This window comes from Chryseobacterium cucumeris (assembly GCF_001593385.1).
In the GTDB taxonomy this organism is placed as follows: domain Bacteria; phylum Bacteroidota; class Bacteroidia; order Flavobacteriales; family Weeksellaceae; genus Chryseobacterium; species Chryseobacterium cucumeris.
In genome coordinates, this window is record NZ_LUVZ01000046.1 from 24,453 (window position 1) to 51,288 (window position 26,836).

The following is a 26,836-nucleotide window of genomic DNA, read 5'->3' on the forward strand; positions in this document are numbered from 1 at the left end:
AAAAAATTATTATGCGAATAATCGCATCTAATTATTTATATTTGAGTAATGAATTCAGAAAGCGACTTTATCAAAACAGTTTTCGGGCTAAAACTGAAACAGCAGAGACAAAAGAAAAACTGGTCTCTGCAGGACCTTGCTGTAAAGACAGGATTATCAAAATCTTACCTCAACGAAATTGAGAATGGGAAAAAGTATCCCAAACACGATAAAATTATTCAGCTTTCTGAAGCACTCAGCTGCACTTTCGATGATCTTGTTTCTACCAAGCTGGATAAAAGTCTGGCCCCATTCAACGAAATTCTTCAGTCTGATTTCTTCAAAGAAGTCCCACTAGAGCTGTTTGGAATCAATAAGAACAACCTAATCAGTATTATTAGTGATGCTCCTAAAAAAGTAACGGCTTTTATCAATGCACTGATCGAAATTTCTCAGAATTACAATCTTGGTAAGGAAAGATTTTATTTTGCCGTCTTAAGGTCATTTCAGGAGTTATATGATAACTATTTTCCGGAAATTGAAGAAAAGGTTGATCTGTTTACCCGGGAAAATCAGTTACAACCCGGAAAAGATCTAAAGTCTGACATTCTGGAGGCAATTCTTGCAGAAAAATTCAGTTACACCATTCAGTCTGAAGATTTTGAAAAATATGGAACTCTGGATAATCTCCGCTCTCTTTTCATTCCTGAGAAAAAACTTTTACTTCTGAATCAAAAACTGGAAAAGGATCAGAAAACATTCATTCTGGCTAAAGAAATCGGCTTCAATGTACTGGAATTAAAAAACCGTCCCAATACATATTCTTGGCTTGATTTCGGAAGCTTTGAAGAAATTCTGAATAACTTTTACGCGTCTTATTTCGCAGGTGCATTGCTCATTTCAAAAGAACCTGTCATTGAAAAAACCGCAGAATTTTTCCAGCAAAATACATGGGAACCTAAAAATTTTGAGAGTCTTATCAGCAGTTTCACCCACTCGCCTGAAACATTTTATTACCGGCTGACCAACATCCTCTCGGCTGAAATGGGAATTAAAGATCTGTTCTATCTATGTCTGGTAAAAAAGAAAAATTCGGATAAGATTCAGATTTTAAAGGAGCTTCATCTTAATCACCAGCAGGCTCCTCATGCCAATGCAATGAACGAGCATTACTGCAGAAGATGGATTGCGGTAAAAAACCTTGGTGATTTAAAAGAAAATGAAACCCTTACGGATGCTCAGGTTTCTCACTATAAGGATCAGGGAATAAGCTATCTTGTGATTTCTACTTCACAAAAAAATCCCTTCTCAGATGGAAGCAACAGAAGTTATTGCCTGGGGATTCTATTGAATTCTCAAACAATAAAGAAAATAGGGTTTATCAAATCTCCTTCTTTAAAAACCATCAATGTAGGAGTCACCTGCGAATCCTGCAGTATTGCAGATTGCGAAGTAAGACAGGCACCCCCTGTGAGACTGGAAAAGGAACATTTTAATATGAGTATGAAGAGCTCTGTGGAGAAGATCAGGAAGAGATTTGAGAATTAGTAAGTGAATAGTGAATCTTCAATACGCTTCGCTCGTGAATTTTATGTGGAGTGTGAGTTGTAAGTTGTAAGTTGTAAGTTGTAAGTAATGGACTTGGGTAAGATCCACAATAACTTATTTTCATCTTAAACGCAGAGATCACAAAGTTTTCTATTATAATTTTAGAATATTTTGCTCGCCAAGACGTTACACTCAGCAACAAAAAGGCTTTTCCCTTGCTAAATGAAATGCCCTTGAGAACAATACAAAATAACAAACTTTGTGAACATTAGCGTTAATAATAATTCAACATTGGCTTTGCAAAGCAAAATTTGACAATTATTTTCTATCTTAGTAAAAACACACTATGATATTAGATGTATTGTTTCCCAACCGCTGCATCCACTGCAACACAATCATTGATCCAGAACTATTGGTTTGTGGCCTTTGTTTCAGCCAGATTCATTTTACCCATTACAATTATTTTGAAAATAATCCAGTCAAGGAAAAATGCAGTTTATTTTTTCCGGTTGAAAATGCGTTTTCTTTAATTCAGTTTGAAGAGGAAAGTTTAAGCCGGCAGATTATCCATGAACTGAAATACAGAAGCAGGGAAAGAATAGGAAAGATTCTTGCAGAGTGGATGATAGATCGTTTGGATTTTAGAGATGACCATCCTGATCTTTTAGTAACTGTACCACTCCATCCAAAGAAATTAAGAGAACGGGGATATAATCAGCTTCATTTATTCACAGAAACATTATCAGAATTTTATGATATTCCGTTTGATCATGAATTAGTCAAAAGAAATCATTATTCCAAAGCTCAGGCTTTAAAAGACAAAAAACACAGGCTGAAGACCACTAATACATTTTCAGTTACCCAACCTGTTTCTGGAAAGCATATCCTCCTAATTGATGATGTTTTTACCACAGGAAATACTGTTTCATCAGTTGCGTGGGAGATTTTAAATGCTGGTGACAATAAAGTAAGTGTATTGGTGATGGCTGTGGATATTTGAGGCGGAAGACGAGGTGTGGAGATCATCTTCAAAAATATTATCAGGTAAAAACCCACTCAAACTCTCCCATTCTCAAGCACTCTTACTCTATATACCACCCATTTTCACCATTCAATTCTTTTTCCTAATTTTCCGGAAACTATACAACTATGCCAAATCTGCTTTTACTGCACGGAGCCTTAGGTCACAGCGACATTTTTAAACCTTATCTAAATACACTGTCCCAATATTTCACGGTACACACCCCTTTATTTTCAGGACACGGAGATCAGGAACTCCCTGCTGGTGGCATCAATATTGAAAAATATACTCAGGAATTATCTGAATATTGTAAGGTGAACAATTTGACTGAAGTATTAATTTTCGGACATAGTATGGGTGGTTATGTAGCGCTTTGTTATGCCATGGAAAACCCTGAAAATGTAAATTCTATTATAACATTGGGAACAAAGTTCGATTGGACTGAGGAACAGGCTTTAAAAGAAAGTAAAATGCTTAATCCTGATATTATTCTTGAAAAAATTCCGCAGTATGCTCAGCTTTTAGAATCACAACACGGAACAAAATGGAAACAACTTCTTCCGGCTATTGCTGATCTAATGGTTGATTTAGGTAAAAATCCTCCTTTGGAAAATAATTTTGCCACGATTACTACTCCAACTCAAATTATGGTAGGAGATAAAGATAATATGGTCACTATTGAAGAGAGTATGAGAGTGTACAGAAGCCTTCCAAACGCAAAACTGGCCGTACTTCCGGACACAAAGCATCCTATGGATAAAGTACGACCTGATTTATTATTGAATTTAATAAAAGATTTCTGGAATCTTTCTTAAATTATCTCTGAAGTTTTTCTCCGTAGCTCAAGTCTCCGGCATCTCCTAATCCTGGAGTGATATATCCTTTTGAAGTCAAATGTTCATCAATGGCTCCTACCCAGATGTGCGCTTCAGGATAAGCATTCTGAACTGTTTCAACTCCTTGTTTTGAAGCAATGGCTGCTACGATGTGAAGCTGGGTTGGATTTCCGTTGGTAAGCAAATCCTTGATCGCTTCAATTAAAGAAGCTCCTGTTGCCAACATAGGATCTGCTACGATCAAAGGTCTGCCTTCGATACTAGGACAGGTAAGATAATCCTGTTTGATTGAGAAATAATCGTTAGCATCGTGTTTTCTGTATGCTGCTACAAAACCACAGTCTGCTCTGTCTAAATAGTTAAGAATTCCTTCGAATAATGGAACTCCTGCTCTTAAAATGGTTGTAATAACCGGCTGTACGGCAATTTCTCTGCTTTTTATTGTATCTAAAGGAGTTTGAATTTCAACTTCTCTATACTCCAGTCCTTTACTGATTTCAAAAGCGGCAATCTCCCCGATTCTTTCCATATTCCTTCTGAATCTCATTCGGTCGTGCTGGATCGTAACGTTTCTAAGTTCGTTAATCCATTCGTTGACCAGAGAAAAGTGTTGCGATAAAATAGTAAGCATGAAAATTTTTATTTTTAATTTCAGATATTAATTGCTGCAAAATTACAACTAAAAAACGAATTGAAAGATTGCACTTAAGGAGAAGTCCGTTCTGATGGTATAAAAAACTCCGGCAAGCTTCGCTTGCCGGAGTTTTCGTGAACATAAGTTCTTATTATTTTTGTCTGAAATAAACTTCAATCGGAACTCCGGTAAACCCGAATTGTTTTCTCAACTGGTTTTCAGTAAATCTCTTATACGGTTCTTTCACATATTGTGGAAGGTTACAGAAGAATACAAACTGTGGTGAAGGTGTAGGAAGCTGTACACAATATTTGATTTTAATGTATTTTCCTTTCAACGCTGGTGGTGGTGTCTGTTCGAAGATCGGAAGCATTACTTCATTCAGTTTTGAAGTCTTAATTTTCTTCTTACGGTCTTCATAAACCTCCATGGCTACTTCTACAGCTTTTAAGATTCTCTGCTTCGTCAAAGCTGAAACGAATAGGATTGGAATATCCTGGAACTGACCAATTTTATCTTTGATTGATTTTTCGAAATCACGCATCGTATTGGTCTGCTTGTCTTCGATCAAATCCCACTTATTCACAAGGATTACAATTCCTTTTCTGTTTTTCTGAGCTAAACCGAAGATATTCATATCCTGAGATTCCCAACCCTGTGTAGCATCCACCATGATGATCACAACGTCAGAATATTCAATAGAACGGATCGATCTCATTACAGAGTAGAATTCAAGATCTTCATTTACCTTAGACTTTCTTCGCATCCCCGCCGTATCTACCAATACAAACTCGTGTCCGAATTTGTTATATAAAGTCTGGATACTGTCTCTTGTAGTTCCTGCAATATCGGTTACAATATTTCTTTCAACATCCAATAAAGCATTGGTCATTGTAGATTTTCCTACGTTTGGACGACCTGCAATCGTGATTTTAGGTAATCCTTCAAATGGATCTTTATATTCTGTAGTAGGAAAATCTTTAACGATATCATCTAATAAATCTCCTGTTCCAGAACCTGTAGCAGAAGAAAGTGTATAATATTTATCAATTCCTAGCTGATAGAATTCTGTTGCAGGAAGTTCTTCCTTTGCAGAATCTACTTTATTGATAACGATATAAATTGGTTTGTTGGATCTTCTAAGAAGTCTGTAGATTTCGTGATCTGTATCGGTAAGCCCTTCTTCTACGTTCATCATAAAGATAATAGAAGTGGCTTCATCCACCGCTAATTGTACCTGTTTACGGATTTCCTCTTCGAAAATATCATCTGTACCTACATCATAACCTCCGGTATCAATTACGGTAAAGTCTACTCCGTTCCAGTCTGATTTTCCATAGTGACGGTCTCTGGTAACACCAGCTGTAGAATCTACAATAGCTTCTCTTCTTTCTAATAAACGGTTAAAAAGCGTGGATTTTCCTACGTTGGGACGTCCAACGATTGCAACAATATTTGACATAAAAAATGTTTAATAATCCTTTTGCTTTGCTCAAGGATATGTTATTAATGGGTTACTCCAACTTTTGGAGCCCAATTTTTTGCAAAGATAGGGTTTTATTATTTAACAGATGGAAGCTGGGAAAAAGAGGTGAGATGTATTATCTATCTGATAAATTAACGTTAACCGTACTCTTCCAATTGAACAGATAATATCCACAAATCTCATATTTACTAGGAGAAGCAGATTTTTTTTTAAATTTTTATTAAAAAATAATTATTTGGATATCAATAAGTAAAGCGTTTTGCATCCTTATTATGTTAATTAATCTTTAATTTAGATTTTCATATTTAAAATAATTTCTATAATTTCGCGGCATAGAAACAGACCCATGGTGTAGCGGTAACACTACTGATTTTGGTTCAGTCATCTGGGGTTCGAATCCCTGTGGGTCTACATAGCAGGAGAAATGATTATTATTATCATTTCTCCTGTTTTTATTTTGTGATAATCCATTGTTAATCTGAAAGATATAGTAAACTATAGCATTAATTCTTGTGGTTCGATAATGATTTTCGTCAAATTCAAGTTTTTCAGGAAAAATCGAACCGATAATTTGGCGCTTAACTGCAATATCCCCTTCTGTATAGATTTTCCAGATATTAGTAAGCGTTTCTAATGCCTTTTCCAGTAGCTTTGGTACATTCATTTTGTTCTCTTCCGGCTTGTTACTTAATTGTCTTTCCAGCTTTTCAATCTGCTCTTTATATTCTTTTTTTATTTCAAGATATTCTTCATCGGTAATTACTTCGGAAAGCAGTTTATTTCTCGCCAGAGAAATCCTTGAATTCAACCTATCGATCTCATCGGATACCTTCTTTCTCTCATTCTGTGGAGTTTTTATAAACTTCTGATAGTTATCCAGAAATACTTTTTCTATAAGCTTTTTTGCAGGCTCAGTCATTTCCAATTGCTTTAATCCTTCTTCAAAAACTGAATTGACCAATTCTGCTCTGTGGCGGAATCCACAGACTGCATTGCAATGATAATAGTAGTATCTGTTATTTCTACCTTTTGAAGCGCTTGCTGTAATATTTTTTCCACATTTAGGACATACCAAAAAACCCCGTAATGGAAAATGCTCATCTGAAAGAATTTTAGTATTAGGCCGCTGGAGTCTCCTTTTACCATCCAGTACTTCTTGCACTCTGTTGAATAACTCCTCACTGATTAAAGCTTCATGCTGACCATCTACAAAATATGCTTCTTCATCTTTGTGTTTTTCTAAAAATACTTTTCCATAGTATATGGGATTTCTTATTGCCACATGAAAAGATGTTCTGCTCACCTTTTTAATTGTTAATTCATTGACCCTTTTTCTGATTTGATTTGAGGCCAATACCCCTTTTGCAATCTCATTAAAAGCCCAGTTCATGGCTGATGCTTCAGGTTCTTGCAGTACAATATACTTTTCACCATTTTCCCTGCTTTTGTTAGCATAACCAAATGGTGCTTTTCCCATAACCCTTCCTTCTTTTTTTGCCCTACGCATTCCATAAAACACGTTAAGCGCCCTTCTGTCATTTTCGACTTCAGGCGCTGCCAAATAAATTGCGAGCATCATTTTATTTTCGGGAATAGAAAGGTCCAAAGGCTGGTCAACGGCCTGTGGTTCTATTCCCAATTTTGCAAGTGTACTTATCATTTGATATGCATCTCCTGCATTACGGCTGAAGCGGTCCCATTTAGTAAATAGGATAAGGTTTGTTTTACAACTTCTCTTTTTAAGTGTAGTTAAAAGTCTTATCCATCCGGGGCGGTTAAATGATTTTGCGGAATGGTCTTCGTAGATTATTTGTCCAATAGAGATATTGTTAGATAAACAATATTTTTTTAAACGATCCTCCTGATCTCTTTGTGAGTATCCTTTGTCTGCCTGTTCATCAGTAGAAACACGGATATATAAATCTGCTACCTTCATAATTTTCATATTTAGTAAATACTAGAGGATAGCTTTAGAAATACATTATTCAGAACTGAAGTATTGTCTAATAACAGCCAAGGTAAGAGTGTACAGAAATTCAGTGATCAGTTCTGCTTCTTCCTCAGTTATTTCCATGCCTTCGTTTTGAAAAAATTCTACCACCTCCTCAATGGGTATTTTTTTTATTTTATTGTCCTCCAGCACTCTGTATAAATTTCAAATAAAATTAGATAATGATATATAATGATGTACCAAACGATAATTTTTAATTTTCAAAACTACAACAAAATAACAGATTCATTATTAATTTCACATCTTTAAAGCAAGTGGGATATTCTTATTTTTTATCAATATTTCCATCATAAAAATCCAGCAATTTTATGCTGGATTTTTTCATTCAAAAACTTCAAGAATCTCGCTTTTAAGTGTTAAAATTTGAAATTAGATTGTAATTTATAATTAATCTAAATAATATTTTTAATGTTTAGTGGACTTAATTTATTAGAACGTAATTATAATAGATCATAAGAATAAAATTTTTTTTTGGTGTTTAATTTAACATAATACTTATATCGGCTCTTTCAGGTTGTTGCATTTAATCAATTCAAAAATCCTCATTATGAATATTAAATACAACACCCAAAAGAAAATTACTTCCTTATCCCACCAAGGAATTGTAATTGAAGAATCTTTAAAAAATTTTGAATTTAGCACCGCAAATGCTAATAACAATTCAAAAAAAATTTCACTAATTAACATTCTTTCAACAATTGAAAAGTTGTCATCACTCTTTCTATTAGTTAAAGGAAGTCATATCTATCAAGTATTATATAACAATGTTTCAATAGACAAGGTTCTTTATGTTGTTAATACAGTATTAAATCCTTTGAATAATTAAACAACTTTCGGATTCTAACAAGCTGACAATCATGCAGTAAAACTTTCTAAAAATAAGTTTTACTGCATTGTTCAGCCTCACCAAATTTTTATAATTTTAATAAAACAAAGATGTTAAGTTATTCAAAATCAGAATTTAACAATACAGAATTCCATTCTCTAATTAAAATGATAGAGGTCTTAGATACCGAACATAAATGCAGAGAATATCTTGAAGAATTACGTTGGAATGGAGAACCGGTTTGCCCTCATTGTGGAAGCGTCAGAGAAAACCATTACAAATTAAAACAAGCAGGAAAATTTAAAGGTCTTTATAAATGCAAGGATTGCAGAGAACGTTTTACTGTAAGGGTTGGGACTATGTTCGAAGATTCAAATATAAAGTTCAAAAAATGGTTTTTAGCTATCTATATTTTTGCATCCCACAAAAAAGGAATTAGTAGTCATCAATTGGCTAAGGATATTGATGTGACACAGAAAACCGCTTGGTTTATGCTTAGTAGAATAAGAAATGCCTTTAAAGCTGATAAACTAGGAAAATTTGATGGCATTACTCAAGTTGATGAAACTTTTGTAGGAGGAAAGAACCAAAAGAAGTCAAAGAAAAATAGAACAGAAAATACTCAAGGTCGTAGTACTAAAACAAAAACCGTTGTATTTGGTCTTTTAAGTAATGGAATGGTAACCACAGAAATTGTTCCCAATACAAAAGGTAAAACTTTAATTAATGTCATCAAAAATATGGTTGAAGAGGGTTCAATAGTTGTTAGTGATGGTTGGGTTGGATATTCAAAACTTTATAAAAATTTCATTCATAAAAAGATTCCCCATAATGAGGGATTATATGTAAAAGATAACTTTCATACAAATAGTATTGAAGGATTCTGGAGTTTGTTAAAACGAGGTATTTTAGGCATCTATCATTCTGTTAGCCCTAAACATCTGCAAAAGTACTGTGATGAGTTTGCTTTCAGATATAATACCAAAAATTACAAAGAAGGAGACAGGTTCAACCTTGCCTTGCTAACTGCTACTGAAAGGCTTACTTACGAAGAGCTGATAGCTTAAAAAATTAATGTAGAATAGTTTTATTAAACAATTTAAAATTTAAAGCAAATGTCTAATTTTTTATTGTTTAGTAGAAGAACAAGAGTATTTCTAAAGTATAGATTTCTCACATATAAATTTCGTTTGGTAGGATTTTTGGGTAAATTTATACCATATTTTAAACCAATGAAAAAACGATCAATAGAAGAAATTGTTGAATGTTTAACTAGTTATTTTAATGAGTATCTAACAGACTATTATGGTGATCAAACAAAATTTGATATAAGAGGAAAATATATAGAGAAGAATTACAACACTTCTTTCTGTGAACTACATTATATAATTAAATTTCAATTGCCAGATTTACAAGAGGTTGAATTTGAGGTTATTTTTAAGCATCATGATATTGACACTCTAATTCCCAACATTCGACAATTAACTTTTGAAAATAAAAATAATCAAAAATTTTTAGCAGATATAAGGCTTTCTTTTTATGAAAACTTTAATAAAAATCATTTCATATCTTATGTACTAGGAATTCTTAAAACTAGAGTGCTTACTGAATATGGCTCGATTAAAGTCGAAGAAAATTAAAAATCCGGCAATGCCGGATTTCAGTTATAAACCTAGGACGCCTATAGAAGCACTCAGATAATTATCAAACTCATTAGAATTCTTCAAGTAGCTTTTATCTAAAGTTTCATAATCAACTCCCCATAACTTATCATTTAAAGCCACGAATTGTTTATTTAAAGAGATTGCTGATTTAGTTAATGTTGTCCATGCAGAAATATCAGCTTTTGACATTCGGTTTCTTTGTAACCTATATATTCTAATATAATTATCAAACTTTGGGTTATATGACAATGCTTGTTTTCTTAATCCTTGCATTTGTTCAAACCATGTATCTATTTTCTTTAGGTATTCCTTATCCTTTTTCAAGGTATTGTATAAAATAGCATCACATGGAACTTTATAATGTTTTGTGATAATGTACTTATGACCATTTTGCTCGTAAGTTTTATAACCCATCGAGGTTAATAACTTCTCAACGTTTCCAGTATTATTTATTACAAGGATATTTTGAAATGTATCATAAAGTACCAAATAGAATTTACCTGTATCAATATTCTGCATCAAAGTATTCGATTTACCTGATGGATACCCTAAGTAACTACGTAAATCATCCGACAATTCATTCTTTAAAAATCGGTTTTCAACATCATCTGCTGAAATAAGCATAGTGCTTGATATTTCTTTATAGTTACCTTTCAATTCCTCGAGGTTCATCAAAGGTTTTTCCATATCAATCATATATGCATTTCGTTTTGCTATCATATTTGATTTTACAAGTCCATCAGTGTACTTTTCTTCTTCTGAAAATGACTTTTCCTCTTCAAGCATTTTAGGGTATTCTGTAACAAAAGCAGGTGTATAAGAGTTTGATTTATTAGGAGATTTCATATAGTCGTTATATTCTTGTTCAAAATACTTCTTTGACTGAAGAAATATCTCATACTGAGAAGTAGGAACTTTACCTTTAACAAAAGGGTAATATTCTACTTCTCTTGTTGTAATAGGGTAAACCATTCTTTGTTCAGCTTTTAGTTTACTGATAACCTCGGAATTGATACTAAAAGTTGTTTGGGCTGATAGGTTTGCAAACATCAATATAGAACATGATGTTATTGCTTTGAATGTAGATAATTCAAATTTCATTGTGTGGTAGTTTTGGTTAATATTTGATAAAAATAAAGCGTGGACATTGTACCACGTTAACCAAGGGCTACCACACCCTTAAAAGCAATGATACAAGCCACGCCAATACAGGCGTACCCTATATACATTATTTGCTTTTATAATTGAAGTCAAAAACTTCGTTGTGGTAGTTTTGGTCAGCAATAATGCAATTAAGCACGATTTATTTTTACATTCCTAAGAATGATACTTTATTACCACAAATATAATAAAAATTGTTAAGGCTGAAAAACGCAAAACCCTCTTAAATAGAGGGTTTATACATTAATATATAAAGAAATTTATTTTAGTACCTTATGTTTTTTTAAAAAGTCCCAGACCTTAGTATTCATTCTACCGTAATAATTCTTAGTGTCTAACTGTATTATTAATATTGATTTCGTGTCATCTTCTTCTGTTAATTGGTCATATATTTGCGTAGCATCTAATTCTGAAACTATAATATAATTATCACTAAAATATTTAACCCAGTCACCTAAATTTTTAACACGTGATTCAAAATATATACTATCACTTGCATTATATTGTATTAGATATACTTTTTTCATTTCTTTTTTAGATTTATTTGATATTGTGAGTTAAATTCTGTTAATCTTGTTTTCCAAATTCCTGTCCATTCCATTACAACAGTAAAAGATGTAGGTTTGTAATTTTGGGCATAAATAGTAAAAACCGCTGTCCATGTTCCTTTAATTTGCTCTTTATTTGTTTCAACTTCTCCAACAACAATTTTCGGAGGAACTTTCATAGATTGACCGTCTGGTCTAGACATTTTCTCCGGAGCACTAATTGAGACTATACTGATGGTTTTCTTTGCCCCAACAGGCAATGTTATACTTGTTGCATCTAAACCATTCCAATTTAGAGGTTTTCCAGAGCATTCTATATCTTGAGTAATATTTGTGTCCTTTTCTTTAAATTGAAGTTTTTCTAATATAATTTCTGTATTCAAAGACGCTAAATTTCCAATATTTTCAATTTCAACCTTGGAAATATATCTTCCTGCGATCAGTGGATCAGATGATGAGCCTGATTCTGATGCTGTATTAAACTCTTCTATAGTATGTCTATCAGTAGACATATTGACATTAATCTGCGGTTTTTTCCAATATTCTCTTAAATCGTCTTTAAAAAGAGCAACTAAAACAGCACAAAAAGTTATAGAAGCCGCAATAATTGCTATAGCAAATTGATAATATTGAGCCTTAGTTAAAACTTCTGTATCAGGATAATTAGGTTTTAATATACTAATTGGGAAAAAATGTCCAACAATATATCCAACTATTAATGGTATTAAATAAAGTAAATATTTTTTATTCATTCATATTAAATTTTTGAAACGTAAATTTACAAAAAATTAACAGTAGAGAAAATTAGATTTTAATCTTATAGTTACATTATTTTAATTTTTCGAATTTCATTATACATGACGACAAAACTTGACGTGTTAAAAATTATTTTTCAAGTTCTTTCTGTATTATACGCTCTCTAATATATTGATTGAAATTTTCTTTAGCTTCTTTTCCAATATTTTCTCGAATAGTTATTTACATAGCAATGTATAATAAAAAACAAAGTCATCAATATTTATTTATATATTTAATCAGTCTTTTCATCATTTGACGACCCTTTTAGAATATTTTCGTTGTTCTCATTAGTTTCTTTAGTATTTATGTTGTCATGATTTTCATTAGTTTGTTCAGTGTTTTCTTGAACTGTTGTAATAGTAGATTCCTCTAAGTTTTCGGTGATAAATTCTTTTAATGATTTCATAATAATTGAATTTGTAATATGTATAAACGTACATGATATTGAAGCGTTATACTATCGAAGTTAGTTTAATTATTTGGTACATCATTATATATCATTATCTAAAATTATTATCGAAATTGAATAATAATTTTATTCGGCTTTGAAGGAATGTCTATGTCTTTTAATGGCTTTATTTTAAAACTCGTATTTTCCGCCCACAAAAGAATTGGAGGTTTCACCTTATGTACATTTCAATTGGATTATTATCCATCTAGAGATCTTCATCTATCTCTTCCTTTTATTCAGGTAAAGTAAATTTCTCCTGATTACACTTATCACCTAGTCAATAGCTAAAGCCTCTTGCTTTATTCAAAACATTATTGTAAAACATTTAATATTTTTCTATTATGTATTTCTGTTCCATATTATATATATAAAAAAGAGCCCACGCCGTTGTATATACTATCATGTATTTAGTGAGTGCTTTTGACCTCACCCTACGGGTGTACAAGCACCCTCATTTTTTTTCAGCTATCCAATGATTAATTCGATACCAGCTTTTTCAGCTTTGTATTTTATTTTGGTCTGTAACTGATAATAACTCCAGTTGCGAAGCACAAATTCCTGCTCTTTTGCAATACCAATTTTATCTTCCTGATTTTTAAGAATAAGTGTGCCCGCCTGTTGTTTGATGCAGAAATCTATAAGTTTCCGGCTATACAAGTGAAGCCTATGGCTTACATATCTGCTTTCAAGGTTCTCTATTTTATACAATGCTTTCTGTTTGCGTTTGACTCCGTTTCCAGAGCGCGCATAGGTAACTCCGGACTGAATTCTCTTTTGACTTGCCTGAATGGCAAGCCTGCGATACAAAAACTCTTCTTTTGTACCAATACTGATTCGCACATTGTTAGCTTTTGCTACGATAGGATGTTCCAAAGACAGGGAAGCCTCGGCGATGATTTCAGGTTGTAAAAGATGTTTTTCTTTTTCAAATTCAAATACTGCGAGCCAATAGATTTTTCCTTCTTTAATTTGGATCTGTGATGTACAAAGCTTTATTTCACCCCTTAAAAGACGTTCCATTATAAGGCGCTTATCGGAGAAGTCCTTCCCTAAATATGTTTTAACCGGAATAGCAAATATGTTGAAGCAAAATGCTTTCTTTTCAGGATCATATCTCATTTTGCTGATACATTTAACCGGAAGCGGAATGGGAATATTTCTCTTAAAGTTTCTCAAAGATTTTAAGCCCTGCCAGTAGTCGGCTTTGTTCTTAGAGAAAACAGATTGAATTGTATTGTTCAAACTTCCAAGAATATCGGTAGGAATCTCTCCTTTGAACCGGTCAAAAACCATGCGTGCCGTTGTGTTTGTTTTAGAACGTGTAAATATTCCCATTTGACCTTTGTTTGAATCAGCCAACTTGTACTGGATTTCTTCGGTGAAGTAAAAGAAATCCTTAATCATTTCCTGAACATACAGATGGGAAACGATTAAATTAGCCGCTCGGAAACATCGGTTCTGGTAACGGTAGAGCTTTTCCCACACTTCGTTTTTTTCATTGGAAGGAACGTCGATCAGCAGCTGAATTTTTCGGGTAAGTGTAATCGTTGATTTTTCCATTTCAATGAGCTTTTTCGGAGATGTTTTTATTTTGTAGATATTGATAAGCATATAGAAACTCCCGATGGACCTGCTTTTCAGAAAGCTTAAGTTCCTTGGCAATTACTATGAAAGAAGATTTTTGTTCGACCCTTCTTTTCATAATCTCAAGCTGCTGACTGCTTAATTTATTTGGTTGCTCTTCACTATCGGAAGGTTTTTCCTTTGGTTTTTCAAGAGAACTTCTATTAAGAATTTTCCGAAGATCGTCTATGGCTCTGTTAACCTCATTGCTTATGTCTTTTACGCTGCTTCCCATTGCCTCTGCAATGGATTTGTACTGAAAGCCGTACTCAAGACAAAGTCTGATCAGGTGCTTTCTTTTGGGACTTATTACATTTAAAACCCTATTAACTTCATCAAAATCTTTTTGATCGGACTCCTGACGGATAAGATGCTCTTTATCTTGCATGGGATCATAACCGATAAGATAATCCTGATAATTCTCAAAACGTTCAAGGGAATCAACTAAGCGGGTGAATTTATTTTTTGGAGCATTGAAATAAGAGATACAGTCTCTTTTCAAAACAAACCGTAAAAAGCCAAGAATATGATTGGGAGTTTCAATGGAATCACGGTGTATCCAAAGTTTAAGGAAAGTGTCCTGCACAAGTGTCTCCACTACAAAATCATCCTCAAGCATTTGTCTGCCAAGCCAGAAGAGAAGTCTTTTGTAGCGTAAATAGATATGTTCTAAAGAGGTCGGATTACCTTTTTTCAGCAATTCATATAACTGATGATCGCTCAACATTCGGGGTAAAGAGTCTGTTCTTTTCATAGCAGTATATTTTAGCTAAATTATTGCTGGAAGAATTTTAATCTGATATCTAAAATTTTTCTGAAGCTCTTCCATACATCTTAACTACGTTTGGATTTATCTAATTCTGTGTATTTTTTTTAACATTCTCCTGGCTAATTGCTCTTAATTTTTTCTGTACGAAAGGGAAAATACAAGTGTACTTTCTTATACCTAAGGACAAAGTTTGACTGATTTGAATGCTTGAATTTTTTTGATTTTGAAAAACAGGTCTATCCTTCTGTTCTTTTACCTTTGAAGAGTCAGAATTTGGTAGTTAGGAGACAAAATATTACTTTTAAGGTGCAAGTTTAAAAGATGACCAACTTTAGTAGTAGGTTTATTTTGTAAATCCATATCAAAACATACCTTACTATAATGTTAGGTATAGAGCTGATAGCCTTTATTGAAAATAGGATTAACCTGCTGGTGATTCCTTAATTGGAATATTGGACAATTTCGTTCTCATATTAACTATTTTAAATGTTGGTATAGAACGATATTTTCTGTATGAAAAATTTCCTTGTAAAAGGCAAGGAGCGATCTCACGCTTTAGAGCCATGGGCGACCAAACCCAACTTTAAAATCTTAAGATTTATAAAGTTTCAACCTAAAGCTAACGTGAGAACCACTCCATGCCGATACAAAAGTAATGAACTTTTTAGACACGAAGCGATTTCACGGTTCTCTCGGTTGAAAATTGGTCGTTTGGCTCGAGAAAACATCGTCAATTAATGCCAATTGGCATAATTATCAAATCACTAATGCAAATGTAATAAAAAATAAATAAATAACCCAACAAGTTGGGTTGAAATTTTAAAAAAAATGACTAAAACAATTATAATTGAAACAACCCAATTTGATTTTGATTTAATACTACATGTTAAAAGATTGCGCAAAATAAAAAATTATACACAAGAAGAATTAAGCCAAAAAATGGGTGTTGTAAAAAATTTTGTAAGTAATGTAGAATCATATACTCAACGTCATAAATATTCAACAAGGCATATTGGTTTACTTGCCAAGGCTTTTGAATACCAGAATATTTCTCAATTATTGGACTTCCCAACGCCCAAGTATGATAAAATAAAAGTTATCATTAAGCAAACTCTGAATGAAAGTGCTACTAAGGTGGTTCATAATGAGGTCATAAAAATAGAAGCGCTCTAATATTAATTTCTTACAAATTGCATATTTTGTAATCTCTTAGAAATTTCTCTTAAGTACTTTTTGGATTTTGACTCACAACAGAATAGAAAAATTACTCTTGAACAATTTTTTAAATAAGATGGAATATTTGGGATTTAAAGAAATAAGATGTGTATGTGATTCTCAAGAAAAAATAGTCCTTTAGATGTACCTTTTCCTAAGAATTTGGAACTATTACCCTTCATCTTATAACTGCTTACAATTTTTCAAAAGAAAAAAGAAAAAAAAGAAAGCCAAAATTCATTAGGAAAGATTTTAAAAAGCAAGTTTATGATGAAAAATACTACCTGCAAGGTGGAGATTTTTTATCATATCCTTTGGACCTGAACTTGTCTTTTAAAAAATCTTAAACAATACCTTTGTTTTCTTTTATGAATTTTTACCAGTTCTACTGGGACCTCTTTATCTTTTTTCTTTTTTGTTGAACCGGAATATCTTCGATATTATATTGTATCCCATGATTATCAAAATTCAATAACGAAAAGATTTCTAAGCTGCTATCTGCATTTTTTAAAATTTCCTCCAGTGATGAAAAGGGAATATTATTTTTTTCAGAAACATTTTTGCAAATACTGTCAAGTATTGTTATTATTTTTTCTTTGCTTGTATCGAATAATTTTGGCTGTTTAAATTTTTCAAACTGTATGGCCTTTATAATGGTTTCTTTCACTGAATTGAAATAAATCTCCTTTTCATTTGTATACGCTGTGATATTAGACAAAATAGCGGACAGCTTGTTTTTTAATAGTGAAACTTCTTTGGTTAACTCGATATTCTTTTGTTGAAGTTCAGTAATTATTTTAGTTTTGGATTGAAGAATTTCTTTATTTTTAAGCAGTTCTGTATTATATGATTTAAAAGCTCTTTCATAGTTTTCAATCGTCTTATCTGTTTTGATTTTACGAAAGCCTAAGAAATCATTTTCTTTTACTATAAGATCTTCAAACCTTTTAGAATTGAGCGTTGATTTTATCTCAGTTATTCTATTGTTTAGCAACAAAAGTTCTTCTTCTTTTTTTTGAATTTTAAATTCTATGGCTTCAAGCCGTACTTTAGACCCTGAAACACCTCTATCCATTTCCAAACATTCAGCCGTAATATCCTGCATTTTTGAATAGTGAAAGGATTGATGCTTCAATGTTTTTCCAGTTTCTAAATCCTGCCAGTCGGCTACTAAATGAGCATGGTAATTGGGCTTCCACTCTTTAGAGTCTTTATCATAATGTCCTTCATCCCTATGAATGGCAATTTGAAAAATTCTTATTCTCAGCTCTTCTTCAAGCCTTTTAGAAAGCTTATGCAAATCCTGCATTGTTGTATTCTCTTTAATTACAACTACAGCTTCACGAATTGGTAATGCATTTTTCTGTAATTTTCTTCCAGACTTTTCCTTACAGTAAGCTTCTATACATCTAAATCTATCTGAAATTGTATTTTCTACCCAATACTCATTTTTTCCAGTAAGATCCTTTTTTATATAATCGAAGGTTTTTCTTCTGAAATTGTGCGCTTCGGAATCTGTTTTGACTGCCTTAAAATTGATAGATGTTTTCACGGCAATAAAATAATTTACATAATTATTGCCTTTAGATAATAAGACTTATTGGGCTTCGATTTTCACTTATTGGCTTAATAAAATAATCCGTATCTAACCGATACGGATTATTTTATCGTTGGAAAAATAAAGTCTTAATCGAATTTTTAAAATCTTTCTTTACTTCAGTTTTATACATTTGATTTCTCAAATTTTTCAATTAGCATCCATTGTCCTTTATATTTTCCCTTATTAAAAAGAAAACATATTACCTTATTTTCTCCTTTTTTCAAAAAAGCAAGAAAAGCTAAGTCTTTATTTAAAACATATTCTACAAGTATAAAATCTGCTAATTCATTTTTGCTTACAATACTGACTTTAGTATTATCAATCGTATATGAAATCTCTTTTTTATTTTTTATAAAATCCTTAGGGTCAGAAATGTTAACTTTATTATCATTAGCATATTGTTCTAGAAAATGTATAGTCAATTTATCAGTTAATAAGTAGTTATTGAATTCATTTCTGTTATTATTTGTTGCACATGACATAGCACATATTGAACAAACTATTAAGATGATTTTTTTTAACATATTAGGGTTTAAAAATATTAGATAAGGTTTTAAAATTTCGCTTTACATATTCATTAAAATTATAAGGCTTTCCAGTCAATAAAACATCTCCAAATCCTAAATGGCCAGGTCTAGCAGGTGTTCCTGGAAAATCTTTAATAAATAATTTGTACGTAAAAGCTTCTCCATGTTCATTATTAAATTTAGAAATAAAATCTTTCATTTCATCATTTGGTCCTTTAACTTGGAATCCCCAATGTCCTCCTTCATGCCCAACCAATAATGACATATAGAATATATTAGAAACGCCTTCCAATGTATCTGGGTTTTTATTAGCTTTTTCAAACCAATTTAAATATGGTATTCCAATAGATATATTATTTAGGTCACCATTATATTTTGTCCACGCATAATCGTATTGCCCTTGTGAAAAATTTGTATCCCAATCATGGAGTGTTGGCCCTTGTCCATAAGTGAACGCTTTTGTCACTTCTTCTTGGCTCATTCCTGTTATATCTATAAATGCCTGTAAGAAGTTAGAATCTTTAATAATATTAGGTAACTGATTCTTCACAAAATTATAAAAAGCAGGATAAGTTTTCTGATAATACTCTTCTTGTCCCTTAGGAAATTGAAACATTGGCCTTGAAAAGCTTTCTCTCAAACTTCCTGAAGTTTCAGTACTTGTAGACATTGTTGCAACATAGGCTTTAAAAGCCTGTTGTGCTGCTTCCCCTGCATAAGAAATGTCATTCCCATCCGGATCAATCACCATTACAGGATTGTTGATGCCATAATTATAAGGACTCCATGCACTGTATTTCTCAGACATGGCATCCATAGCACCCCATCTTCCCAGATCAGGCATCAGCATCCTTGCTCCGTAATCATACATCCCGGTTTCCTGAAGCTCTTTGCCGTTGTATTTATAGCTGTAGAAACTTCCGAAATTAGAAGTACTGAACGGTCCTGAGATATGGTTCAGTCCGAAGGGATAATAGTTGTTGGTATCAATAATTTCAGGAGCACCTGCGCTGCTTTTGGCAAAGGTTACCCTGGCATTTCCAAGATGGTCTCTGTACTGGTAAATATAGCGGTTTTCCGTGAAACTATAAAAGCCTTCTGCGGTAGCCACAAAATCCAGTTTCCACTCCGGAGTTGGTGTTCCCGGAAATACAAGGGATGCATTTTTATAAGCCTGCTGTTCATAGGCACTTTCTGTTCTGCATTCAAGACAGATTCCGCCTCCTTCCGTATAACTGTACTGAAAGCCGTCCAGATAATCTGTAATACGGGTGGTAGTAGATCCTCTTGGCGGTCTGCTGGAATAAGTTTTTCGCAGCTTGGTTCCGTCTGCACGGTAAAGATAGCTCATCGTACTGTTCAGCAGCTGCCCCAATCCGTTGGTCTGCTGCATGCTATACCCATTGGAAAGGTTCAGATGGTTGTATTGAATCGACTGGATTCCTTTATCCAGCATATCTTTCATATTTCCGTTCAGGTCATAGGAAATGGTATTGTTTCCGCCTTCATATCCGGTGTCATTCAGGGCATTTTCCGTCACTTTGGTTAAACGGTTTCCGGTATAATTGTAGATCAGGTCATCCACCTGAACGGATGTTGTACCACCACTCGTAGGAAAAGCATTCCTTTTTAACGTTTTAATGTTTCCGTTCAGATCATAGGTCAGATATTCATTATAATTATTGTTAAAGGGAACTGTAGCATTAGGTTCAGAATATACTGCATCCTGAAGTCTGCCCAGCCCGTCATAAGCATAATTATACCGTTTCAGCACATCTTCAGAAGCATTTTTCCAGTCGATCTCTGTGATCGTTCCTGTAAATTTTCCCGGAGCCACATTGGGATTTACCGGATTGAAATATCTCATTTCATACCCAAACAGCTTTCCGTTAAGATTAGAGGGATCATTGATTTTGGTCAGCCATCCTCTGATATTGTAGGTATAGTTGATACTCTGCAGAGGTTGCGAAAGGCTTGTTCCGCCCAGCTTTTTGTTTTTCAGCTGGGATAATTCATTATACTCATTCTGTACCAGAATTTCTTCAGGATTGGTATCTACCTGATGCTTTTGAACCAACAATCTGTTTTGATGGTCATAGGTGAAAGTCTGAGTGATTACCTTTTCAGGATCTGAGGAAAGTCTTTTGTGATACGCCTTGCTCTGTCTGGTGACTCCGGCAAAATCGATATCCAACTCTGTTCTTGTATATCCTCCCAGATGATTTTGGGCGTATGATCCTATGGTTCGGCCTTTTTCATCGTAATAATTGAAGGTTTTTGTCCAGGCATTATCTTCCACATTTCTGATGTAAGAGGCCAGCAAAAGACCCTTGGTATTTACAGAAGCTGTACCTTGTCCAGGCTGTTTCAATACCGGTTTGCCCATAATGGAAACAGGTGTGGTGACTCCGGAAGGAAGAGGCGGATAGGTATCGTAATAATTGACACTTAATATCGTCATACTTTCTGTTGGAAAAGCATTTTTTGTATAATAAATGCTTTCACCATTCTGGATAATCGGGGTCGTATTATTTCTTTTTTCATTATTTCCCGGATTGGCAGACATATTGTTAATGGTGGCCTGCATGCCGCTTCTGGAAGTTGTACTGGCAAAAAAACCGGTATATACCACTCTTCCGAACTCATCATATTTAGAGAACATCCAGCCTTTAGCTGCAAAGTTATTTTGGGTACTTCCCAGTACTGCATCCTGAGACAGTATCAGCCTGTCCTGTTTATCATAGATCATGTATTCCCATCCTTTACCGGGAAGTTTTTTCTCTACCAGCCTGTTTTTGCTGTCATACTTATACTGATAACATGTATTGTCAACTGCTGCTACATTCAAAGCTGCAGCGGATGCGAGTGGCGGAATCACATAGGCCAACTGTTTGTAATCATTATATACGTAATAGGTATCTGCACTTTTTACGGCATCTATTACTTTTCTGGAAAGTACGGTCTGCCCGGAGGCGTCTTTAAATTCAACAATTTTATTATTATCTTCATCTGTAACCGTATTTTTTATGAGCTTACCGGCTGCATATTCTGTGACCGTGTACTGTAATTCGTTTTTGTAAAGTTTTTCCGTTGGATCCCAACTGACTGTTGCCTGATAATTTTTGACATGATCAGCATCAGTATTGAGATCATAGCCAAAAAGCACAGCTTTCCCATTCCAGTTATTTCCAATCGGCTTCTGTTGTAAAACCCTCTCTAACGGGGAACTTTCAAGGAGCTTTTCTGTATATATCTTTTCCCCGGCATAAATGCCGGCAGCATCAGCCACCGGATAGGGAACCATTCCCGAAGTCTGGGGATAAACAGCTCCATTGGAACTGGAACTTTGAGGAATGGCAAGATAAGTTCTGGTCTGCCTTCCCAGATCATCATATACAACAGGAGTTACGATATCTTTTCCTAGAGAAGTTGCTTTCACATTCACAACTTGTTTAGGTCTCCCCAGAAAGTCAAAGTATTGTACTGTTTCTGTTTTTTTGCTGCAGTCTTCATTCAGACAATCTGTAGTAGATATATAGTTTTCCGTGGTTGTTTTCTGAGCCTGTAAAAAGACTCCAGAAAAAAGACCGGATAGTAAGAGTATTTTTTTCATCTTAATTGAAATACCAGAGGTTAGGAATGAGAAGTCAGGAAGCTGAATTCTTGTTTTTAAATGCTCATTTTTCATGATCAATGTCCGTAGTTATATTCGTATTTCTTCAGTACCTTTCCTGTTTCATCTTCTACTTTTTGCAATCTTCCTGCTGCATCATACTGGTAAACGGCACGAACTCCCGTAGGCGGGGTCATCGTCTTCATTCTGTTTAAAGAATCAAACAGATAGGTAGTGATCTGGTAATTGCTCAGATTGGCATTGTTCCTGAAAGTATCCAGAGAATTCTGAAGATCCTGTTCGGATACCACTGTCATATCAGATTTACTGATGAGATCAGAAATATACGGAGCGATCTGACTGTATGAAGCTCCTTCTATTTTAGCAATAGGCTGTGTTTTATTGTATCCCCAAACCACAGAAACCGTTATTCCGTCTTTGGTGGTATACTCTTCTAAATTCCCTTTTGCATCATAACGACTGAAGATGACTTCGGAATCCAGGTTGTTTTGAGAATCATAAGAAAGTATAGAAGAAGGAAAATAATGAGCAGGATTGTCATACTTAGTTTCGGCTCTTGACAGCAATTTCCCTGCATCAGAACTATTTTTCCTGGTTATAGTAGTGATTTCTAACGGAAAGCCCAGCATATTGGCATTAATGAGCTTTTGATTGTTTTTGTCTAATGCATACTGATAGGCGGTCTCCTGAATACTGCCGTCAAAGGAAGTATTCTTTTCCAGACTTGTTTTATAATTGCTTGTGTTTTTTACTGTTTCAGAAGTAGTTTGAATACTCCCTGAATTAAATATGGTTTTTGAAAGTACTTTTTGATTTTTGACCCATGCCGTTTTTAGAAAAAAGTTTGCCCCTAAATTGATGGGTGCTACCAGGTATCGGGGACCAGAAAATTCCTCAAAGGTATATTCAAAATTATCTTCTGTCTGTTTTTGATTGGCGGCATTATATACTTCTTTTTTATCCAGAAGCCCCTCTCTCATAATGTTATAATTAGGCCATAATGGTCGGTTGGGCTCCTCAGTAGGCTGTGTGGGGTAAGCATCTACTGTTTTAAAATAATATTTGGTATATCCTGTATTATTTCCCTTAGAAACTTTTACATTTTTATAAATTGTTACAGGATTGGCAGGTACTACCCCACTTTCTGACTTTCCTAATATACTGCCTCCTTCTACAAAGTACCCGCTTGAAACAGCAGGATCATCAAATTTATTATATTCATATTCTTCAATTCCTGACGGAACTGAAAAATTATTTACATTGCTGTAATTCAAATCAAAGGATTTGATATTCTTAATTCTTAATGCGGATGCAGTAGGAACTTTGACAATAACCTCAGAAGGAGTCCCGTCATAGTAGAATGCCCTAAAATTCACAGAACCACTAAAAGTGGCATTGGGGACAGCGGATGATAACGTAACATAATATTCACCTGCCGTAAGTGTTCTGGGCTGTATTGTTGGGTAGTTTCGATCTGCATCAACTACAGGTCCTACTGTATAAGGCATTGTATTATAATTATCTCCAACTTTTTTAAAAAAGCTTAATGACCAGGGATAGCCTGAAATCTGATTAGCGAAGATTTCTATATTTAATGCTTTATCCTGGGGAATTGTAAAGAAATATTTTTTTGTATTGGGATTAAACTGATTAAAGGATATATTGGCAATGTCAACTTGCGGAGGCATAACCGTTGTAAGTGAATCCTTAAATGCATAGGGTACTGATTCAAAATCATATTCAGAAACCCCACCTGTAGGAAGTTTTATCCTTAACTTATTGAAATAAAGCTGACTTTCGCCTGAAGGCAGGCTATAACCCTGATAGTCAAAACTTGTTTTTTCAATATCATTTTCATAGCTATCTACCTGAGTAAATGAATTTAAAGTACGATCAGGAGTGTATGAATAATTAAATTTATATTTTTTAATAAATGCATTCTTTACATTTTTTAGAATAATATTATCTATATTGAAGATATCATTCTTTTTATTAACTAATTCGTTCTTGGTATAATTAATTTCTACAATTCCACGGTCTTTTACTTCTATACGGGTCAGTTTATTGGTTTGCGATTCCGTAGCTTGAGTTCCGGTTATATATTTTATATCTTTCAGATAGGTATATTTTACAAGCTCCTGATTATTTTGATCCAATATAGATGTTAAATAAAATGCACTTCTATAGGTTTTATCAATATAATAACTTCCTAAGTTCGGGTGATCCCAATGCCAGACATTCATCATTGAAATATTATAATCCTGAAACTTATATTTAATTCCCTCGTCACTTGTTATCGTGAAAGAATCCAAAATTAATGTAGCGGTATTGTCTGTTCTGGTATATTCTATCTTAGAAGTATAGGGGCTTAATGCTATTATCCCAAATGTATTCCCGGCAACATTTCTTACAATTCTGAATTTTCCGGATTCTCCCGGAATATTAAAATTATAAATATCATCAAATTCGTTTTTTATATAATGATGGAAACTGGCATCATCAAATACTTCGTCAAAATCATACAGAATTTCTCTGGAAATGGCCCCGGATCCCAAAATTGACCATCCTTTTCCTACTTCACCTGTCCAACTGTCTTTGGAAATATTTCCTACATGATAACTCAGCCCCAGATTGATGTTGACAAATTTGTTGTTCGTTGGCAGATTAATTAAAGGATATAATATATTAGGAACTCCTGTTTGTAAAGAAACCGGAACATTTTTGTAGGTAGTTAATGAGGATACAGAGGGAACCGGCTGGGTAACCCCTACATTGTGACTCTGTGATTGGCTGTAATATACATGATAACTTAAAATGTATATTACTAGTAAAAATATTTTCTTCATAAATTGTGTTTATTTCTTGATTAATTTGGCATTTGCTGTTTTGCTATTATCAGTTTTTACAGCCACCAGATAAGCTCCCTGAACCAAAGCCTGGGTATTAATCTTAGTTACTCTGTTCTTAGTTTTTATACTTTGTAATTGTCTTCCACTCATATCATACAAGAGAATATCAGCATCTTTGAAGTCAAAGCCGATTTCTACGTAAGAATAATCAGAAACGGGGTTCGGATAAATTTTGATATCATATTTTTCAATCAACTGATCAACCTGCTTGTCTCCCAGCTTTACAATCTTCCAGTTTTCTTTGCCCAATTCTTCTGCACTGGTCCCTGCCAGAACAATAGAGCCATCTCTGTTCAGTTTCAAATCTGAAAGTCTCTCTTCCTTCTTTCTGGATTCTCCTTTTACATGTTTTCTCCACTGTTCATTGCCGTTCTGATCTAGATATAGCATCCAGAAGGTTTCATCATCCGTTTGTACTCTTCCTTCAGCCTGAGTGTAACCACCTAATAGAATTCCTTTGGAAGATTTGTCATCTGCTGAATGAAGGACACTCATACTCATCAAAATGTCTCTGTTCTTGAAATTGTAGGATTTCTGCCACTGTTCATCACCTCTTTCGTTTAAAGAAATCAGCCAAAGGTCTGTGTCTTCTTCAATTCCTACGGTTTTGTTTCCGGATCTTTCTGATCTGGATTCTCCTCCGATAATAAAGCCATTTGATGTTAATACCAAAGTTCTTATATGATCATCTGCTTTTCCTCCAAAGTTCTTTTCCCATTCTACTTTTCCGTTCTTGTCTAGCTTAACGATCCAGTAGTCGCCTTCACCGAAGTTGTCGCTTTGCTTTGAGGTTGCAGATAATAGGTTATGGGTTGTAGTTCTGTCAGTCGGAGTATTAGTATTGGTCGTTGATTGCTGATTATTTGTTTTAACAGATGAACTTCTTGAGTAGATTCCGAGTAACGCTCCACCATCTCTTGTGGGAATCATCTTTTCCACTTCGTCTAAGCCTTTTCCGCCTAAAATTAATTGAGAGAGTTCTTTTCCATCCTTATCAAGTCTGGTAATCCAGACATCTTTGGAGCCGTAACCTTTTGCAGCGTTTTGTACATTACCCGCAATAAAGAATCCTGAGTCGGTAGTTTGGATGACTGCTCTGACTTCTTCATCAGAAGAGCTTCCTAACGTTTTCTGCCATAATTCATCACCAAATTCATTGATTCTGATCAGCCAGATATCTGAGCCTCCTTTGGAATCATCTTTTTTATCCAAACCTTTTCCTGAATAAGAAGTTCCGGCCAAAAGAAATCCACCATCTTGTGTTGTAACCGTTGCTGATAAATAATCATGGTTAGAGCCTGAGAAGTATTTTTCCCAGACTTCATTTCCCTGCTGGTTTAGTTTTACTAGGTGGAAATCATAACCGTTATTCTGCTTACTTCCAGCCTCCAGTTTCCCGCTTCCTGACTGTATAGAACTTCCTGTTATAAGGTATTGTTGATCGATGGTTGTAGTAACCTGGCTAAGAAAATCCTGAGTAGAGGATTTGATGTCTTTCTGCCACACTACTTCCTGGGCAGAGATCCCCAAGACCGTGCATAAGGTGAATGCACCGATATAGAATTTTTTCATTCCCGTGTTGTTGTTGTTTTCTGA

At 34.1% G+C, this 26,836-nt stretch carries 21 protein-coding genes, 1 tRNA gene and 1 pseudogene; 8 read left to right on the forward strand and 15 right to left on the reverse strand.

The genetic code is table 11. The annotated features are described in order from the left end of the window. Window positions 1-48: 48 nt before the first annotated feature. From A1704_RS21990 to A1704_RS22000, 3 genes are all read left to right on the forward strand, one after another. Window positions 49-1,527, forward strand: a complete 1,479-nt coding sequence (locus A1704_RS21990) for a helix-turn-helix domain-containing protein (protein ID WP_062676148.1) — start codon at window positions 49-51, stop codon at window positions 1,525-1,527. A gap of 346 nt (window positions 1,528-1,873) precedes the next feature. After that, window positions 1,874-2,527, forward strand: coding sequence for a ComF family protein (locus tag A1704_RS21995; RefSeq protein WP_062676149.1), 654 nt, complete (start codon window positions 1,874-1,876; stop codon window positions 2,525-2,527). Window positions 2,528-2,676: 149 nt separating this feature from the next. Continuing rightward, window positions 2,677-3,363, forward strand: coding sequence for an alpha/beta fold hydrolase (locus tag A1704_RS22000; RefSeq protein WP_062676150.1), 687 nt, complete (start codon window positions 2,677-2,679; stop codon window positions 3,361-3,363). A 1-nt stretch (window position 3,364) separates the two neighbouring features. Here the strand turns inward: A1704_RS22000 and upp are convergent, their stop codons facing one another. Both upp and der read right to left on the reverse strand, forming a co-directional pair. Further along, window positions 3,365-4,015 (reverse strand): uracil phosphoribosyltransferase, encoded by a 651-nt coding sequence (upp, locus tag A1704_RS22005; protein WP_062676151.1) that lies wholly within the window; start codon window positions 4,013-4,015, stop codon window positions 3,365-3,367. 154 nt (window positions 4,016-4,169) lie between these two features. After that, complete coding sequence (gene der, locus A1704_RS22010; RefSeq protein WP_062676152.1) at window positions 4,170-5,480, reverse strand: ribosome biogenesis GTPase Der; 1,311 nt, start codon at window positions 5,478-5,480, stop codon at window positions 4,170-4,172. A 364-nt stretch (window positions 5,481-5,844) separates the two neighbouring features. On the opposite strand from der, the gene A1704_RS22015 reads away from it, so the two are divergent. Continuing rightward, a tRNA-Gln gene (locus A1704_RS22015) sits at window positions 5,845-5,915 on the forward strand. Window positions 5,916-6,434: 519 nt separating this feature from the next. Here A1704_RS22015 and A1704_RS24975 read toward each other — a convergent pair. Both A1704_RS24975 and A1704_RS24980 read right to left on the reverse strand, forming a co-directional pair. Further along, window positions 6,435-6,605 carry a hypothetical protein gene (locus A1704_RS24975; RefSeq protein ID WP_238590672.1) on the reverse strand — a complete coding sequence of 57 codons (171 nt, stop codon included), beginning with the start codon at window positions 6,603-6,605 and terminating at the stop codon, window positions 6,435-6,437. After that, window positions 6,535-7,449: pseudogene (locus tag A1704_RS24980) on the reverse strand (recombinase family protein); the annotation flags it as partial. The gene A1704_RS24975 and the pseudogene A1704_RS24980, both read right to left, overlap by 71 nt. A 613-nt stretch (window positions 7,450-8,062) precedes the next feature. Here A1704_RS24980 and A1704_RS22025 point away from each other — a divergent pair. From A1704_RS22025 to A1704_RS22035, 3 genes are all read left to right on the forward strand, one after another. Next, entirely contained in the window at window positions 8,063-8,341 is a 279-nt protein-coding gene (locus tag A1704_RS22025; RefSeq protein ID WP_062676153.1) for a hypothetical protein, read from the forward strand. A 110-nt stretch (window positions 8,342-8,451) separates the two neighbouring features. Continuing rightward, window positions 8,452-9,408, forward strand: coding sequence for an IS1595 family transposase (locus A1704_RS22030; RefSeq protein ID WP_062676154.1), 957 nt, complete (start codon window positions 8,452-8,454; stop codon window positions 9,406-9,408). A 165-nt stretch (window positions 9,409-9,573) separates the two neighbouring features. Continuing rightward, a complete protein-coding gene (locus A1704_RS22035; protein WP_131797560.1) occupies window positions 9,574-9,981 on the forward strand; it encodes a hypothetical protein in 408 nt (135 codons plus the stop codon). A 24-nt stretch (window positions 9,982-10,005) separates the two neighbouring features. Here A1704_RS22035 and A1704_RS22040 read toward each other — a convergent pair whose 3' ends face one another. The 6 genes from A1704_RS22040 to A1704_RS22060 form a co-directional block, all read right to left on the reverse strand. Beyond that, window positions 10,006-11,106: a hypothetical protein gene (locus A1704_RS22040; protein WP_062676156.1), complete on the reverse strand. Its 1,101-nt coding sequence runs from the start codon at window positions 11,104-11,106 to the stop codon at window positions 10,006-10,008. A gap of 320 nt (window positions 11,107-11,426) precedes the next feature. Then, entirely contained in the window at window positions 11,427-11,693 is a 267-nt protein-coding gene (locus A1704_RS22045) for a hypothetical protein (RefSeq protein WP_062676157.1), read from the reverse strand. Beyond that, window positions 11,690-12,466 carry a hypothetical protein gene (locus A1704_RS22050; RefSeq protein WP_062676158.1) on the reverse strand — a complete coding sequence of 259 codons (777 nt, stop codon included), beginning with the start codon at window positions 12,464-12,466 and terminating at the stop codon, window positions 11,690-11,692. The genes A1704_RS22045 and A1704_RS22050 overlap by 4 nt, the downstream gene beginning before the upstream one ends. Before the next feature lie 278 nt (window positions 12,467-12,744). Then, entirely contained in the window at window positions 12,745-12,918 is a 174-nt protein-coding gene (locus tag A1704_RS24590; protein ID WP_157885795.1) for a hypothetical protein, read from the reverse strand. Between the two features lie 510 nt (window positions 12,919-13,428). Further along, complete coding sequence (locus A1704_RS22055; protein ID WP_062676304.1) at window positions 13,429-14,523, reverse strand: hypothetical protein; 1,095 nt, start codon at window positions 14,521-14,523, stop codon at window positions 13,429-13,431. Window position 14,524: 1 nt separating this feature from the next. Next, window positions 14,525-15,340, reverse strand: coding sequence for an RNA polymerase sigma factor (locus A1704_RS22060; RefSeq protein ID WP_062676159.1), 816 nt, complete (start codon window positions 15,338-15,340; stop codon window positions 14,525-14,527). Between the two features lie 843 nt (window positions 15,341-16,183). Here A1704_RS22060 and A1704_RS22065 point away from each other — a divergent pair. Beyond that, on the forward strand, window positions 16,184-16,528 hold the full coding sequence (locus tag A1704_RS22065; RefSeq protein ID WP_062676160.1) for a helix-turn-helix domain-containing protein: 345 nt from the start codon (window positions 16,184-16,186) through the stop codon (window positions 16,526-16,528). A gap of 427 nt (window positions 16,529-16,955) precedes the next feature. Here the strand turns inward: A1704_RS22065 and A1704_RS22070 are convergent, their stop codons facing one another. The 5 genes from A1704_RS22070 to A1704_RS22090 all read right to left on the reverse strand — a co-directional run bounded on the left by A1704_RS22070 (window position 16,956) and on the right by A1704_RS22090 (window position 26,812). Then, window positions 16,956-18,122 (reverse strand): hypothetical protein, encoded by a 1,167-nt coding sequence (locus tag A1704_RS22070; RefSeq protein ID WP_062676161.1) that lies wholly within the window; start codon window positions 18,120-18,122, stop codon window positions 16,956-16,958. 170 nt (window positions 18,123-18,292) lie between these two features. Beyond that, window positions 18,293-18,694: a hypothetical protein gene (locus A1704_RS22075; protein ID WP_131797561.1), complete on the reverse strand. Its 402-nt coding sequence runs from the start codon at window positions 18,692-18,694 to the stop codon at window positions 18,293-18,295. 1 nt (window position 18,695) lies between these two features. Continuing rightward, a complete protein-coding gene (locus A1704_RS22080) occupies window positions 18,696-22,385 on the reverse strand; it encodes a DUF6443 domain-containing protein (protein WP_062676163.1) in 3,690 nt (1,229 codons plus the stop codon). 2 nt (window positions 22,386-22,387) lie between these two features. After that, window positions 22,388-25,177: an RHS repeat domain-containing protein gene (locus A1704_RS22085; RefSeq protein WP_062676164.1), complete on the reverse strand. Its 2,790-nt coding sequence runs from the start codon at window positions 25,175-25,177 to the stop codon at window positions 22,388-22,390. A gap of 9 nt (window positions 25,178-25,186) precedes the next feature. Continuing rightward, the gene (locus A1704_RS22090) at window positions 25,187-26,812 is read right to left on the reverse strand and encodes a T9SS type A sorting domain-containing protein (RefSeq protein WP_062676165.1); all 1,626 of its coding nucleotides are present in this window, start codon (window positions 26,810-26,812) and stop codon (window positions 25,187-25,189) included. Window positions 26,813-26,836 lie beyond the last annotated feature (24 nt).

Excerpts from the sequence above, each read along its gene's own strand:
- A1704_RS21990 (WP_062676148.1), top strand. The coding sequence starts at position 49 with ATGAATTCAGAAAGCGACTTTATCAAAACAGTTTTCGGGCTAAAACTG.
- A1704_RS21995 (WP_062676149.1), top strand. The coding sequence starts at position 1,874 with ATGATATTAGATGTATTGTTTCCCAACCGCTGCATCCACTGCAACACA.
- A1704_RS22000 (WP_062676150.1), top strand. The coding sequence starts at position 2,677 with ATGCCAAATCTGCTTTTACTGCACGGAGCCTTAGGTCACAGCGACATT.
- upp (WP_062676151.1), bottom strand. The coding sequence starts at position 4,015 with ATGCTTACTATTTTATCGCAACACTTTTCTCTGGTCAACGAATGGATT.
- der (WP_062676152.1), bottom strand. The coding sequence starts at position 5,480 with ATGTCAAATATTGTTGCAATCGTTGGACGTCCCAACGTAGGAAAATCC.
- A1704_RS24975 (WP_238590672.1), bottom strand. The coding sequence starts at position 6,605 with ATGAGCATTTTCCATTACGGGGTTTTTTGGTATGTCCTAAATGTGGAA.
- A1704_RS22025 (WP_062676153.1), top strand. The coding sequence starts at position 8,063 with ATGAATATTAAATACAACACCCAAAAGAAAATTACTTCCTTATCCCAC.
- A1704_RS22030 (WP_062676154.1), top strand. The coding sequence starts at position 8,452 with ATGTTAAGTTATTCAAAATCAGAATTTAACAATACAGAATTCCATTCT.
- A1704_RS22035 (WP_131797560.1), top strand. The coding sequence starts at position 9,574 with ATGAAAAAACGATCAATAGAAGAAATTGTTGAATGTTTAACTAGTTAT.
- A1704_RS22040 (WP_062676156.1), bottom strand. The coding sequence starts at position 11,106 with ATGAAATTTGAATTATCTACATTCAAAGCAATAACATCATGTTCTATA.
- A1704_RS22045 (WP_062676157.1), bottom strand. The coding sequence starts at position 11,693 with ATGAAAAAAGTATATCTAATACAATATAATGCAAGTGATAGTATATAT.
- A1704_RS22050 (WP_062676158.1), bottom strand. The coding sequence starts at position 12,466 with ATGAATAAAAAATATTTACTTTATTTAATACCATTAATAGTTGGATAT.
- A1704_RS24590 (WP_157885795.1), bottom strand. The coding sequence starts at position 12,918 with ATGAAATCATTAAAAGAATTTATCACCGAAAACTTAGAGGAATCTACT.
- A1704_RS22055 (WP_062676304.1), bottom strand. The coding sequence starts at position 14,523 with ATGGAAAAATCAACGATTACACTTACCCGAAAAATTCAGCTGCTGATC.
- A1704_RS22060 (WP_062676159.1), bottom strand. The coding sequence starts at position 15,340 with ATGAAAAGAACAGACTCTTTACCCCGAATGTTGAGCGATCATCAGTTA.
- A1704_RS22065 (WP_062676160.1), top strand. The coding sequence starts at position 16,184 with ATGACTAAAACAATTATAATTGAAACAACCCAATTTGATTTTGATTTA.
- A1704_RS22075 (WP_131797561.1), bottom strand. The coding sequence starts at position 18,694 with ATGTTAAAAAAAATCATCTTAATAGTTTGTTCAATATGTGCTATGTCA.
- A1704_RS22080 (WP_062676163.1), bottom strand. The coding sequence starts at position 22,385 with ATGAAAAATGAGCATTTAAAAACAAGAATTCAGCTTCCTGACTTCTCA.
- A1704_RS22085 (WP_062676164.1), bottom strand. The coding sequence starts at position 25,177 with ATGAAGAAAATATTTTTACTAGTAATATACATTTTAAGTTATCATGTA.
- A1704_RS22090 (WP_062676165.1), bottom strand. The coding sequence starts at position 26,812 with ATGAAAAAATTCTATATCGGTGCATTCACCTTATGCACGGTCTTGGGG.